Origin of the sequence: Collimonas sp., from assembly GCF_044339385.1 — a bacterium.
Lineage (GTDB): Bacteria > Pseudomonadota > Gammaproteobacteria > Burkholderiales > Burkholderiaceae_D > Collimonas.
Window position 1 is genome coordinate 1 of sequence record NZ_JBIIVN010000059.1, and the last position, 13,931, is coordinate 13,931.

Here is a 13,931-nt window from a genome sequence, read left to right on the forward strand (position 1 = left end):
TCCTGAGTCGCGGCACGACCCCATTCGCCGGCATCCGAATCCGATTTGTTGAGTACTTCCAGATTGTCGTCGAAGGCACCCATCCACGGCCCCATTTTCTCTTCCTCGGTCCCCGGCAAGAAACCGATATCTTCGCCGACCGGCACCGTGACCCGGGTAACGATGATTTCGTTGTAGGTCTTGGTTTCCAGCACCTGCGCCAAGCCAGCCGCGAGTGCCAGCAAGGTCTTGCCGGTACCGGCCTGACCCAGCAAGGTGACGAAGTCACAGTCAGGATTCATCAGCAGGTTCAACGCGAAGTTCTGCTCGCGGTTGCGTGCGGTAATGCCCCACACGCTGTTCTTCGCATGGCCGTAGTCGCGCAAGGTTTGCAGCACCGCGGTCTTGCCGTTGATTTGCGTAACTTGTCCGTAGAACGCCGCTTCACCGTTTTTTGGTTCGATGAATACGAACTGGTTGACTAGCAAGGTCGGCACCAGAGGGCCGCTCAAACGATAGAAAGTATAGCCGGTGCCATGCTTGTTTTCCTGCCAGGATTCGATGCCCTTGCCGTGCTTGATCCAGAAATCGTCCGGCAATTGCTGGATTCCTGAGTACAGTAAATCGGTGTCTTCCAGCACGTGGTCATTGAAATAGTCTTCCGCCGGCAAGCCCATGGCACGAGCCTTGATGCGCATGTTGATGTCTTTCGACACCAGCACCACCGGGCGGCCCGGAGTTTCAGCCTCCAGTGCGCGCACCACACCCAGAATCTGGTTGTCGGCTTTGCCTACTGGCAGGCCTTCCGGCAGGTTGACGTTCTGCAACTTGGTCTGGAAGAACAGGTGGCCCTTGGCATCCTTGTTGCCGAGTTTCGACAGCGGAATGCCGTGGTCGATTTCGTCGTCAACCACATCGCCCACCAGCGCATCCAGCGAGCGCGAAACCTGGCGCGCATTACGCGCCACCTCGGACATACCTTTTTTATGGTTGTCCAGTTCTTCCAGCGTCACCATCGGCATATAGATATCGTGTTCCTCGAAGCGGAACAACGATGTTGGATCGTGCATCAGCACGTTAGTATCGAGCACGAACAACTTGGTCACGCCGGATTTGTCGGCCGCGCGGCTGGTGTTCGATTTCGGACGACTGGCGGCACTCTTAGCCGGTTTTTCTGCTACGCGCGAATTTTCCGCCGGGGTTTTGGCGGGCTTGCGCGCCTCGACTACTTTATTGCGGGCTTGCGGTGCCGCTTCTTTGACGCGTGTAATTGGTTCGACAACTGCGATACGTGGCTTGACGGCTTTGCCGGCTTCCGCTTTTGGATAATCCTGGACAGACAGTAAAGCAGCGGGTTTGGTCGGTAATTTTGGTAGGGGCATCAGAACCTCGCTCTAAAGATGAAATAAATGTTCGCTTTGTTGATAACACGAACCGGACCAAACAGGTGAAGTAACGCCTGGGACAACAAAAAAATAATTAAAAAACATTAGTCACGAGGGCGCAGCGATAGCAATTTGCAAAATAAAAAGTAAAAAAGCCGTTTGGGCAGGCCTTCAGGCCTCGCCACAAACGGCTTACAAAAATATTTTTTTGTGAATTCAATGAGTTACAAACTCCAATACTTCTTGAACATGCGCTGGCACCTTCACTCCACGCCATTCTTTCACCAATGTGCCGGCGCCGTCAATCACAAACGTACTGCGCTCAATGCCGCGTACTTGCTTGCCGTGCATGTTTTTCATTTTCATGACGTTGAACATCGCGCACAGCGTTTCGTCAGGGTCTGAAATCAGCTCGAACGGTAATCCCAGTTTGGCCTTGAAGCCTTCATGCGAGCGGATGCTGTCGCGGCTGATACCGAATATCAATGTATTGTGGCGCTGAAATTCCGGATACAGTTCACGGAACTGTATGGCTTCAGTGGTGCAGCCAGGTGTGTTGTCTTTCGGGTAAAAGTACAGCACGATTTTCTGGCCCTGATGATGGGCTAACCTGAACGTCTGTTCACCGGTCATGGCGGCAGTGAAATCGGGTACTGTCATGTTGATGATGGAAGGAGTGTCGGCCACGGTATTGTCCTGTTCATTAAAAATGATAAATTGCGGCACAGGGTTCGAGAACCGTCGCGGTATGCGGCGCATCAGCTCGTCCCCGACTGACCAAGCAAGAATGTTCAAGCAAGCAGTACTGTTGCAAAATCAGGCTGGATGAGCAGCGCAAACCGGTGTTGGCCGATTCCGTCCACCCTTCAAGTCAGGCAGCGATGGTCTGGGCCTGCATGATCATTTCCCCCGAACGACCCGGTAATTCCGCCCATTTGAGCGGGACACTGGGCAGTTGCCGGTCTTTAACCTGCCGGTAATAATCCTCCATGGCGACCAGATCGTAGCCTTGCGCTTGCCAACCCTGCAGCAATTGTTCAAATATGGGGGCGAGTTTTTGCCCTTCAAGCTCTGCATGCAGAGTAAATACATGATCGCGCGGAGTCGCCGTCAAGGCTAGTATATGCGCTGCGATATTGGTCGGCGTCAGCTCGACGCCATCAACGCTGCGCCCCAGCAATTCGTCCAGAGTCGGCAATGTGGTGGGTAACTGGATGCAGGCTAGCGTCTCGCCGTTGACTTGCAGCCGATGCGGGCCAGCGGCGGAATCTGTCAGTGCGCCATTGTCGGCCAGCATGGTGCGGCCATCGGACGAATAGGCAATGCCAAATTTTTCCAACTGCTCGAAAGCGTGGGGATTCATTTGCCAGCCAGCGGCGCCGTGGGTTTTCGGGGGTGTGCCGAAAACCTGCACGAAGCGGTCGTGCGCACGTTGCATCTGTTGCTGAGTCCATTCGGAGCCGCGTTGTCGCACGTGGTCCTGCCAGAGGCGATGGTCCCAGGTGTGGATGCCGCATTCGAACCCGGCGTCGCGCACCGCCTGCATGTAGGTGGCGCAAGTCTTGCCGATATCCGGGGCCGGCAGTAGCACGCCATACATCAGTGTTTTCAGGCCATAGTGCTCGACCACCGAGGTGCGCGACACCTTCTGGAAGAAACCCGGGCGAAATACTTGCTTGAGGGCCCAGCCAGTATGGTCGTGGCCGAGCGAGAACAGGAAGGTGGCGCGGGCCCGGTATTTGGATAGCAGGCGCACCAGATTAGGTACCCCTTCACGGGTGCCGCGATAGGTGTCGGCGTCGATTTTTAGCGTAAGAAGGGGCAAATTGTTTGGGCCGGCAGTAATTAATCGGATAAATGCGGTGTGCTCTTTATGGTGTCATCCCTGCATGCGCGGGGATGACACCATAGATGCTTGAGTCAATGTTAGTCCATCAACGCGCGCGCTTGCGCGACCTGGCCGCGATATGCGTCGAAAATATTGCGCAGAGTGTCGGCCATGGTGGTGGTCGGCTGCCAGTTAAGTTCGTCGCAGGTGTTGCTGATCTTTGGTATGCGGTTCTGTACGTCCTGATAACCTTGGCCATAGTATGCAGCGGAGGTGGTCTCGACCAAATTGATCTTCTTTGCCGAGTCGGCGTATTCAGGGTATTCCGCAGCCAGTTTCAGCATCATGCCGGCCAGATCGCGAATCGAATAGTTGTTGACCGGGTTGCCGATGTTGTAGATCTTGCCGCTGGCGATGCCGTCCTTGTTGGCGATGATCTTGATCAGGGCATCGATGCCGTCGTCGATGTAGGTGAACGCACGTTTTTGCTGGCCGCCGTCAACCAGCGAGATGTTCTCGCCGCGCACGATATGGCCAAAGAATTGGGTGACCACGCGTGAGCTGCCTTCTTTCGGCGTATGGATCGAATCGAGACCGGCACCGATCCAGTTGAATGGACGGAACAGTGTGAAATTCAAGCCTTCTTCCATGCCGTAGCCCCAAATCACGCGGTCCATCAGTTGCTTGGCGCAAGAGTAGATCCAGCGCGGCTTGTTGATCGGGCCGCAGATCAGTTCAGATTGCTCTGGGTCGAATTCTTCATCGTGGCACATGCCATACACTTCCGAAGTCGATGGGAACACCAGATGCTTGCCGTACTTGGCGGCGGAACGCACGATCGGCAGATTGGCTTCGAAATCCAGTTCAAACACGCGCAATGGTTGCTTGACGTAGGTTGATGGCGTGGCGATGGCCACCAACGGCAAGATCACGTCGCATTTCTTGACGTGGTATTCGACCCATTCTTTGTTAATCGTGATGTCGCCTTCAAAGAAGTGCATGCGCGATTTGTACGCCTCGTTGTCCAGCAGGTCGCCGATGCGATCGGTCATCATGTCCATGCCATAGACGTGCCAATCGGTGGTTTCCAGGATGCGCTTGGACAGATGGTGGCCGATGAAACCATTGACGCCGAGGATGAGGACTTTTTTCATGTTGATATCTTATTGTTAGGTTGTTATTCGACGAGGCGGATGCTCAAACACTGCAATGCCTGGGGCATCGTGGCAAAGGGCTTCGAGCTGCTCGCAGGATGACGCAACCGGTTTTATAAAAGGATGTTTTGTAATGCTTCTGGCGTCACGGTTTTACCATCTGCTAGTAATTCGTTAATCAACAGCGCGCGGCCATCGCCGCATACGCCAACAATGCGATTATCCACTACCGCCAAGCCTCGAGGCAAATTTGCTGGCAGATTTTCGATCAAGTTATCGGATAAGTATGCTTTTTCGATAACAAAAGTGTGATCTTTGATAATGCTCCAGGCACCAGGGTAGGGCGGCGCTACCGCGCGAAACAGGTTGTATACCCGTTGCGCTGGCTGGTTCCAGTCGATTTCGCCATCCGCTGGCTTGCGGCCCCCGAAATAGCTGCCTTGCGACAGGTCGTTTGGCAGCTTTGGCGTTTTTCCCGCCAGCATTGCCGGCAACACGTTCCATAAGGTTTGTTCAGCCGCAACCACGACCTTGCCGAATACTTCATAAGCCGTGTCGTCGGGCAAGATGGGCACGGCTGTCTGCGCCACGATGGCGCCGGCGTCAGGTTTTGCGGCCATTTCATGCAGCGTCGCACCGGTTGTCGTTTCGCCATGCAACACCGCCCAGTTGATCGGCACCCGGCCGCGGTACTTAGGCAGCAGCGAGCCATGCATATTGAAGGCGCCATGCCTGGCTTGTGCCAGCAAAGCGACCGGCAGCATGTGGCGGTAATAGAAACTGAAAATGAAGTCCGGCTGCAGGGCAGCGACTTGCGCCTGCAATTCAGGGGTGGCGGGATCGGCCGGGGCGATGAAAGGTATACCGCGCTGGCGGCATAGTGACGATACCGATTCGAACCAGATGGTTTCCTGCGGATTGTCTTCGTGGGTCACCACCAGCGCGATGTCAAAGCCGCGTGCCAGCAGCACTTTCAGGCAGCGCACGCCGACGTTGCGATAGGCGAAAACGACTGCTTTCATGATGCCTGCTTATCCTCAGATGACGATTGCTCCAGCGTCGCCTGCACGACATAGCGTGGACGGGCACGCACTTGTTGGTAAATGCGGCCGACATATTCGCCCACCAGGCCAATGCCGAACAGGATAATACCCATCAGGAAGAAGGCAAAGGCGAACAGGGTGAACACCCCTTGGACTTCGGCGCCAAACAGGAAGCGGCGCGCGACCAGCAAGACGAACAGCGCAGCCGAAACAAAGGATAGCGCTATCCCTATCAGAGAAAAAAGCTGCAGCGGCACAATAGAAAAGCCGGTGACCAGATCGAAATTGAGGCGGATCAGGCTATACAGAGAGTATTTCGATTCACCGGCCGAACGTTCTTCATGTTCGACCACGATTTCAGTCTGTTTGCGGGAAAAGGTATAAGCCAACGCCGGTACAAAAGTATTCACTTCGCGGCACTGGTTGATCAGGTCGACCACGTTACGGCCGTAGGCGCGCAGCATGTTGCCCTGGTCGGTCATGCGGATGCCGGTGATTTTTTCGCGCAGCAGGTTCATGGCCTTGGAGGCGATGGTGCGCCACGCCGAATCCTGGCGTTTGCGGCGGATCGAGCCGACGTAATCGTAGCCTTCGCGCATCTTGGCGACCAGATTGCCGATTTCTTCGGGCGGATTCTGCAGATCGGCGTCGAGCGTGACGGTGATCTCGCCGCAGCTGGCTTCAAAGCCGGCCAAGATAGCCATGTGCTGGCCAAAATTGCCGTTGAACAGGACCACGCGCGTGACATCTGGCCGCAAGCGGAATTGTTCTGCCAGGATTGCTGCCGATTTATCACGGCTGCCATCGTTGATGTAGAGAATTTCATAGTTGATGCCTAGTGCATCAAGCGCCGGGTAGAGGCGCTCGAACAGTTTGGCGAGGCCGGATTCCTCGTTATATACAGGGATGACGACGGAAAGTTCTGGTTTCATCAAGCGGTAATTATTTTTGTTGAAGGACGGATTTTACCGCGGAGACGGCACGTTCGACATCGTTCTTCGTCATTACATTGAACATTGGCAGCGAGACGATCAACCGGCCGACCCGCTCTGCCACCGGGAACATGTCTTCCTTGAAGCCGCGTGCCCGGTACATGCTCAACAGATGGATCGGCGGATAGTGGTAGCCGATGCCGATGCCGCGTTCCTGCATTTGTCCCATGAAGGTGGCGCGCGCCGGCTTGCCGTCCTGGCGTTCCGGCAGGACCAGCTGGAACATGTGCCAGTTGCTGTTGTCGAAATCGGCTACTGGCAATTGGGTGCCGTACTTTGCTTCAAAGTCGCTGCCGAGGCAGGTGAAATAGTATTGCGCCATGTCGCGCCGATGCGCGGTGATGGCTTCAATATGCGCAAACTGGCCCAGGCCGATAGCTGCGGCAACGTCGGTCATGTTGAATTTGCCGCCCAATACGTCGACATCCAGTCCGTCGAAACCGCTGCGAGTGACGCCTTGCAAGCGGTATTTTTCCGCCAGACGGGCTTCCTCAGCGTTGTTCAACACCAGGCAGCCGCCCTCGGAGCAGGTGATGTTCTTGTTGGCCTGGAAGCTGAATGAGGCAAAGTCGCCGAAGGAGCCGATGCGCTGGCCGTTCCAGGTCGATCCCAGGGCTTGCGCCGCATCTTCGACTACGCGCAGATTATGTTTTTTTGCCAGCGCATACAGGTGGTCCATGTCGACCGGCAGGCCTGACAGGTAGACCGGAATGATGGCCTTGGTGCGCGGTGTGATGGCGGCTTCGACTTGAGCCAGATCGATGTTGCGAGTGATCGGATCGATGTCGGCGAATACCGGCGTGGCGCCGGTTTCGATAATCACGTTGGCGGTGGCGACCCACGAAATCGGCGTGGTAATGACCTCATCGCCGACACCAATGCCGGCGATGCGCAGCGCGATTTCCATGGTGCAGGTGCCAGAATTGAAGGTGCGTACCTGACGGCCGCCGAGATATTCCGACAATTGTGCTTCGAATGCCTGCACCTTGGGGCCGCTGCTAATCCAGCCGGAACGCAAGACATCGCCGACAGCGGCGATGGTAGCGTCGTCGATGGTGGGTTTGGCAAACGGCAGGAATGGTTGTTGGCTCATGGTAGTTGTGAATTCCGATGTGATTTTGTTGGGGTGGTCGGCAGCTGTTTTTATGTTTTTGCAGCCTTATTAACTGCGCGTCAGCAATACTACGCCGACAATAATGACGCCGATGGCCAGCAAACGCTGTGCTGAGATCGCCTCGCCCAGGAAATACCAGGCACCGACGGCGCTGATGATATAGCCCATCGACAGCATTGGGTAGGCGATCGTCACATCGACCCGCGACAGACCGATGATCCATACCACCACCGAAATCACGTAGCAAGTCAGGCCGCCCAGGATCGGCAACTGCGTCGCCAGTTTGATGCCGGTGGCAAACCAGTTTTGCGGCGTCAGTTGAATCACGCCGACCGCATTGGTGCCAGCCTTCAGCAGCAACTGGGCCACCGCATTCAGACAGACCCCGGCGAGGATGAAGGCAAAGGTTGTGATATTCATGTTTCGGTCGTGTTTCGGATTGGTGATGTCGCGGTTATAGCGCAGATGGCGCCGCCGACGTTGCTGGCACTGCCGCAGAGTCGGCGGCGGGTTCGGTTGCCGGAGTCTCCGGATTGGCTGGCGTTGCCGGCGCAGCGGCAGGGATACCCTGGTTGGTCACTACGACACGGCGCGGATCTTCGGCGATGACCCGCATCGGCACGCCGCGTTGGGCCAGTTCGCGGTAGTTTTCCGGGCGGATGATGGCGATATCCTTTTTGCCGGCGGCGTGGTCGGCAGTCCATTTGACGGCAAACGCATCGATGGTCGGGATCCACAATTGCGGTTCTTGGCGGATGCCGAATTCCAGTTCATCCATATGCTGCACCATGGTCATGGTACGGCGCAGATAGAATGGTAGCGATTGCTCATACTTGCCAACCACATACAGCGTGGTTCGCGGCGTCATTTCGGCATTGATGGCAGGCACCATGTCAATCCCCGCCGAATAACGTCCTTGCGGGTCGTGGCCGTACATCAGCAACTGGCCGCCGACGAAACCGCTGGCGGCGAGGGCGACAATTGCCCATTCTCGCTGCCGGCGCACCAGCAGTAATGCGGCGACGGCGCCGAGGAAGGCAACCGTAGACGCAGCTAACACCCACGGCACGTGCGCTTGCATTAATGGCAGCGAAAAAGCGTCCTTGGCCAGCGTTGGGATTTTCGATGCCAATGCCAGGCCGATCACTGCTGGCAGCAGTAGCAGCCAGGCCGATGCCTGTACGGATTTGTTGTTGGCATTATCCAGCTGGCATGCAATCAGCAGCGCCAGCGCCGGGAAGATCGGCAAAATGTACGATGGCAGCTTGGAATCGGAAATACTGAAGAATACGAAAATGAACACGCTCCAGATCAGCAGCATTTTCTTCGGCTGGAAGCCGGACGCGGCGCTGCGCTCACGCGCGCCGTTCCACAAGCTCTGAAACAGCACGCCGAGCCACGGCAGGATGCCCAATATCAGGATTGGCACAAAGTAATACGGCGGGCCATAGCGGTTATGGATTTTGCTGGTGAAGCGCTGGAATTGTTCGTGGATGAAGAAAAAATGCGGAAACTCCGGATTCTTTAGCGAAATCAACACGAACCAGGGCGTGGTGATCAGGAAAAACAAAATCAGGCCCAGCACCAGATGCAGTCGCTTCCAGATCGACCAATCGCGCGAGAACAGTGTGTACAGCACCAATACCGCACCTGGTATCAACAAGCCGATCAAGCCTTTCGACAAGACGGACAGCGCCATGCCAGCCCAGCACAGCAGCATCCAGTTACGCTGTTCGCGGTGGCTGATATCGCCGCGTTGCGCCAACAGCAGCGCGCACAGCGCGATAGTCATCATGCCCGATAAGCCCATGTCGAGCGTGTTAATGTGGCCGAGGCCGGCCCACAGGAAGCTGGAGCCGAGCACCAGCGCTGCGTAAAAGCCGATGCGCGCAGAGAACACGCGGCTGCAGGTAAAGGCGACCAGGACCACGCCAAGCAGGCCGCACAAGCCGGTCCACAGACGCGCTTGCCATTCGCCAAGGCCGAACAGTTCAAACGTGATGGCATTCATCCAGGTCTGCAGCGGCGGCTTCTCAAAATATTTGAGTCCGTTCAGCCGTAAGGTGATCCAGTCGCCGGTGGCAACCATTTCACGTGCCATTTCGGCGTAGCGGCCTTCATCGGTAGGCACCAGGGTGCGGGCGCCAAGCATATAAAACCAGATGATGCAAAACAGCAGGAAGAGCAGCCAGACAAAAGTTTTGGATTTATGCAGTTCACGCATCTTGAATGGTTTCCTTGTCGCTATTGAAAATCAGGGCCAGCACGACTTTGCGTCCTTCGGCCATCAGAATGTTGTAAGTACGGCAGGCGGCTTGATTGTCCATGCATTCCACACCGATGCGGCGCGTCGTCAGCACGGTCGTCAGTTTCGGGTGGACAAAACGCTGGCGCAAGCCGGTGCCCAGGATTACGACATCGGGCCGGGTGCTATCTATATGCGCGAAATGCTCTGCGGTGAGGGCCTCGAAGCTGCTGACCGGCCAGCTCACCGGCACCGATTCCGGCAATACCAGCAAGCTGTGTTCATAACGGGTCGCATTGATTTCCACGCCCCGTTCGTCATAGGCGGTGACGGTCTGGTATTGCTGGGTTGGAGTGGTATGTAGCTTCATTGCATTATCTCTAATTTGTTTCTAATTAGTTATAGGTAAACCTGATCGGGATCATGGATCCCGGCACCGATTTCTGCGCGGATGCCAGCGCGCCCATGTTCTATAGCGATGTTCAGGCTCGAGGTAGCGCAAAAAACCAAGGATAGACCGAGGATGACCTGCAAATTTCCCAAAAGTGAAAAATAAAGTGCTGCATTGTAGCGTTTTCCGTCGAAGAGCTTGCGTTATTGATTGATAAAACCTCACGCTTTCGGCAGAATGGGTGGTTCGGGCGGTGATTTATACGCCGCCGAAAAGCTGTCCGGAAAGTCGTGAAATAAGCTTGGAGTGGTCTTGGGGCTGTCCTTACAAGGGGCAGTTGCTTGCATTTGCTGCGGCACACGTGTAAATGCGTGACGATAATCATTTTCCAGACAGCTTTTTAAAGCTCGACAATGTTGCGTAAAATACAAGGATTGTGCTGTGCGACCGATTCAAAAATCGAAAAAACTGGATGATGTCTCCTACGACATCCGTGGTCCCGTGCTGGAAAAAGCCCGGCAAATGGAGGAAGAGGGCCACAAGATCATCAAGCTCAATATCGGTAACCTGGCGGTATTCGGTTTTGAGCCGCCTGATGAAATCGTCCAGGACATGATCCGCAACATGGGCAATGCGTCCGGCTACACCGATTCCAAAGGAATGTTTGCGCCACGTAAATCGGTGATGCATTATTGCCAGCAGAAGCACATCCAGGGCGTCACTATCGATGATATCTATCTCGGTAACGGCGCCTCGGAACTGATCGTGATGAGCGTCAACGCGTTGCTCAATACTGGCGACGAAGTGCTGGTGCCGTCGCCTGACTACCCGCTTTGGACGGCCGCCGTCAGCCTCTCCGGCGGTACTCCGCGCCACTATGTCTGCGATGAGCAGGCCGGTTGGTTCCCGGATATCGACGATATCAAGAAGAAAATCAATGCGAATACGCGCGCGATTGTTGTGATCAACCCGAACAATCCGACCGGCGCTTTGTATCCGGTGGAGTTACTGCGGCAGATCGTCGACGTCGCACGGCAGCACCAACTGATCATTTTTGCCGACGAGATATACGACAAGGTGCTCTACGACGGCGAGGTGCACACTTCGCTCGCTTCACTGGCGGATGACGTGCTCTTTATTACCTTTAACGGCTTGTCGAAGAATTATCGTTCTTGTGGCTATCGTGCCGGCTGGATGGTGGTGTCGGGCGAAAAGAAACACGCTAAAGGTTATATAGAAGGCTTGAACATGTTGGCGTCAATGCGGTTGTGCGCCAATGCGCCGGGCCAGTATGCGATCCAGACCGCGCTAGGCGGCTATCAAAGTATTAACGACCTGGTGGCGCCGAACGGCCGTTTGACGCGTCAGCGCGATATGGCGTACAAATTGCTGACGGATATCCCGGGGGTGACTTGCGTCAAGCCGAAGGCGGCGCTGTATATGTTTCCGCGCCTTGATCCGAAGATGTATCCGATCACCGATGACCAGGATTTTGCATACGAACTGTTGGCCGAGCAACGGGTTCTTATCGTTCAGGGCACAGGGTTCAATTGTCCGACGCCGGACCACTTCCGCGTTGTATTTTTGCCGAATACCGATGACCTGGCCGAGTCAATGGGACGCATTGCCAATTTCCTGGAAGGCTATCGCCGGCGTCACGGTACGGCATGAAGGCGGTAACACCGCTGCAAAACACGTAATACGGTTTTTCTATTTAAATTTTTACACAGACAGCAGAGAACATGAAATCCATCAAGGTAGGTTTGCTTGGCATAGGTACGGTCGGTTCCGGCACGTTTAACGTATTGAAGCGCAATCAGCAAGAAATTGCGGCGCGCGCTGGGAGAGCTATTGAAATTACGATGGTCGCCGATCTCGATGTCGAGCGCGCCAAGCAACTGACCAATGGCGAAGTGGCAGTCGTCAACGACGCCAGTCTGGTTGTCAATCATCCTGATATCGATATCGTCATCGAGTTGATCGGTGGCTACGGCATCGCTAAGGATCTGGTGCTGAAGGCGATTGCCAACGGCAAGCACGTGGTCACGGCCAACAAGGCGCTGATCGCAACCCACGGCAATGAGATTTTCAAGGCCGCGCAAGAAAAAGGCGTGATCGTCGCGTTTGAAGCGGCGGTAGCCGGCGGCATCCCGATCATCAAGGCGCTGCGCGAAGGCCTGACCGCCAACAGCATTCAATGGATCGCCGGCATCATCAACGGCACCACCAATTTTATCTTGACTGAAATGCGTGACAAGGGTCTCGATTTTGATGTTGTGCTGCAGGAGGCGCAACGTCTCGGCTACGCCGAAGCCGATCCGACCTTCGATATCGAAGGTGTGGATGCCGCTCACAAGCTAACCATCATGGCCTCGATCGCCTTCGGCATTCCGGTGCAGTTCAGCAAAGCGCATGTGGAGGGCATCACCAAGCTGCAGGCGACTGATATTCGTTACGCTGAACAGCTCGGCTATCGCATCAAGCTGCTCGGTATTACCAAGCGTACCGCCGGCGGCATCGAGTTGCGTGTGCATCCGACGCTGATTCCTAGTGCGCGTCTGATCACCAATGTAGAAGGTGCGATGAATGCGGTGCTGGTACGTGGCGACGCCGTCGGTGACACGCTATATTATGGTAAGGGTGCTGGCTCGGAACCGACCGCTTCGGCAGTGATCGCCGATCTGGTCGATATCACACGCCTGGCCACTGCCGATCCGGAACATCGCGTGCCGCATCTGGCGTTCCAGCCGAACGCGATGGCCGATACGCCGATCCTGCCGATGGCCGAGATCACCACTAGCTACTACCTGCGTATGCATGTTGCCGATCAACCGGGCGTGCTGGCTGATGTCACACGGATTTTAGCGGACTCGTCGATCTCGATCGATGCCATGCTGCAAAAGGAGCCGGCCACAGGCGAGATCCGTACTGATATCATCATGCTGACGCATCAGACCCAGGAAAAAAATGTGGAAGCGGCGATCGCCAAGATCGAAGCACTGGCAACGGTGGTCGGTGCGGTGATCAAGATTCGCCTGGAAGAACTGGGCTGATTGCGCGTTGTGTCGCTGTATCGCTGTATCGCTGTATCGCTGTATCGCTGTATCGCTGTATCGCTGTATCGCTGTATCGCTGTATCGCTGTATCGCTGTATCGCTGTATCGCTGTATCGCTGTATCGCTGTATCGCTGCTAGTCAGCGTGCCGCGCTTGCCGGATGTATTCTAAGGAGAGTGTATGCGTAAGTTGTTGATGGCTGTTTGCCTGGCATTGCCTGCGGTAGTGTTTGCTCAGGTTGATCCGTGTCTGTCGCAGAACAGCACCGCGGAAATGAATGTCTGCGCCAAGATCGAGTTCGACAAGGATGAAAAGGCCTTGAACGACACTTATCAGCAATTGCTCAAGCAAATCATCAAGCCTGATCAGGATGGCGTGCGCTACAGTGAGGTCAAGAAGAAGCTGATAGAAGCCCATCGTGCCTGGGTGAGTTTCCGCAAGAAGGACTGTGACGCCGTTTATACCTACAACGAAAGCGGAACGATTCGTACGCTGGAATTCCTTGGATGTATGCGCGCTCACACTGTTCAGCGTACCAAGGAGCTGAAGAACTTCGTCGCTGAGAAATAGAATCTGAGAAATAGAATATAAGTTGTCGTAGATCCCTGATCGAGGGCGTGCTGGATTTTGTGTAAACGGAATTTCGTTTAATTCGGCTTCATCCGTTCTTCAAACTGGATAGTGAAGCGGTTAAGTGCTCCCTTCCAGTCCCGCAATGGCATCGTCCACTTCTTGCTGATGTTG

13 protein-coding genes are annotated in these 13,931 nt (G+C 55.2%); 3 read left to right on the forward strand and 10 right to left on the reverse strand.

The window, feature by feature from the left end:
• The 10 genes from ACIQ0R_RS06170 to ACIQ0R_RS06215 all read right to left on the reverse strand — a co-directional run.
• A partial coding sequence (locus ACIQ0R_RS06170) for a PIN domain-containing protein (RefSeq protein ID WP_395825004.1) occupies positions 1 to 1,361 on the reverse strand: 1,361 nt, incomplete at its 3' end.
• 219 nt (positions 1,362 to 1,580) lie between these two features.
• On the reverse strand, positions 1,581 to 2,024 hold the full coding sequence (locus tag ACIQ0R_RS06175; RefSeq protein WP_395825042.1) for a peroxiredoxin: 444 nt from the start codon (positions 2,022 to 2,024) through the stop codon (positions 1,581 to 1,583).
• A 211-nt stretch (positions 2,025 to 2,235) separates the two neighbouring features.
• Positions 2,236 to 3,189, reverse strand: coding sequence for a polysaccharide deacetylase family protein (locus ACIQ0R_RS06180; RefSeq protein ID WP_395825007.1), 954 nt, complete (start codon positions 3,187 to 3,189; stop codon positions 2,236 to 2,238).
• Between the two features lie 101 nt (positions 3,190 to 3,290).
• Positions 3,291 to 4,346: a bifunctional UDP-4-keto-pentose/UDP-xylose synthase gene (locus tag ACIQ0R_RS06185; RefSeq protein WP_395825010.1), complete on the reverse strand. Its 1,056-nt coding sequence runs from the start codon at positions 4,344 to 4,346 to the stop codon at positions 3,291 to 3,293.
• A 113-nt stretch (positions 4,347 to 4,459) separates the two neighbouring features.
• A complete protein-coding gene (locus tag ACIQ0R_RS06190; protein WP_395825013.1) occupies positions 4,460 to 5,368 on the reverse strand; it encodes a formyltransferase in 909 nt (302 codons plus the stop codon).
• A complete protein-coding gene (locus tag ACIQ0R_RS06195) occupies positions 5,365 to 6,321 on the reverse strand; it encodes a glycosyltransferase (protein WP_395825016.1) in 957 nt (318 codons plus the stop codon). The genes ACIQ0R_RS06190 and ACIQ0R_RS06195 overlap by 4 nt, the downstream gene beginning before the upstream one ends.
• Before the next feature lie 10 nt (positions 6,322 to 6,331).
• A complete protein-coding gene (locus tag ACIQ0R_RS06200; protein WP_395825019.1) occupies positions 6,332 to 7,474 on the reverse strand; it encodes a DegT/DnrJ/EryC1/StrS family aminotransferase in 1,143 nt (380 codons plus the stop codon).
• A 69-nt stretch (positions 7,475 to 7,543) separates the two neighbouring features.
• Positions 7,544 to 7,915 (reverse strand): EamA family transporter, encoded by a 372-nt coding sequence (locus ACIQ0R_RS06205; protein ID WP_395825022.1) that lies wholly within the window; start codon positions 7,913 to 7,915, stop codon positions 7,544 to 7,546.
• 34 nt (positions 7,916 to 7,949) lie between these two features.
• A complete protein-coding gene (locus tag ACIQ0R_RS06210; protein WP_395825025.1) occupies positions 7,950 to 9,719 on the reverse strand; it encodes a glycosyltransferase family 39 protein in 1,770 nt (589 codons plus the stop codon).
• Positions 9,712 to 10,110, reverse strand: a complete 399-nt coding sequence (locus ACIQ0R_RS06215; RefSeq protein ID WP_395825029.1) for an Mth938-like domain-containing protein — start codon at positions 10,108 to 10,110, stop codon at positions 9,712 to 9,714. The genes ACIQ0R_RS06210 and ACIQ0R_RS06215 overlap by 8 nt, the downstream gene beginning before the upstream one ends.
• A gap of 462 nt (positions 10,111 to 10,572) precedes the next feature.
• Between ACIQ0R_RS06215 and ACIQ0R_RS06220 the strand changes: the two genes are divergently transcribed.
• The 3 genes from ACIQ0R_RS06220 to ACIQ0R_RS06230 all read left to right on the forward strand — a co-directional run bounded on the left by ACIQ0R_RS06220 (position 10,573) and on the right by ACIQ0R_RS06230 (position 13,757).
• Positions 10,573 to 11,802 carry a pyridoxal phosphate-dependent aminotransferase gene (locus ACIQ0R_RS06220; RefSeq protein WP_395825033.1) on the forward strand — a complete coding sequence of 410 codons (1,230 nt, stop codon included), beginning with the start codon at positions 10,573 to 10,575 and terminating at the stop codon, positions 11,800 to 11,802.
• Positions 11,803 to 11,873: 71 nt separating this feature from the next.
• Positions 11,874 to 13,184, forward strand: a complete 1,311-nt coding sequence (locus ACIQ0R_RS06225; RefSeq protein ID WP_395825036.1) for a homoserine dehydrogenase — start codon at positions 11,874 to 11,876, stop codon at positions 13,182 to 13,184.
• Between the two features lie 183 nt (positions 13,185 to 13,367).
• Entirely contained in the window at positions 13,368 to 13,757 is a 390-nt protein-coding gene (locus ACIQ0R_RS06230) for a lysozyme inhibitor LprI family protein (protein WP_395825039.1), read from the forward strand.
• Positions 13,758 to 13,931 lie beyond the last annotated feature (174 nt).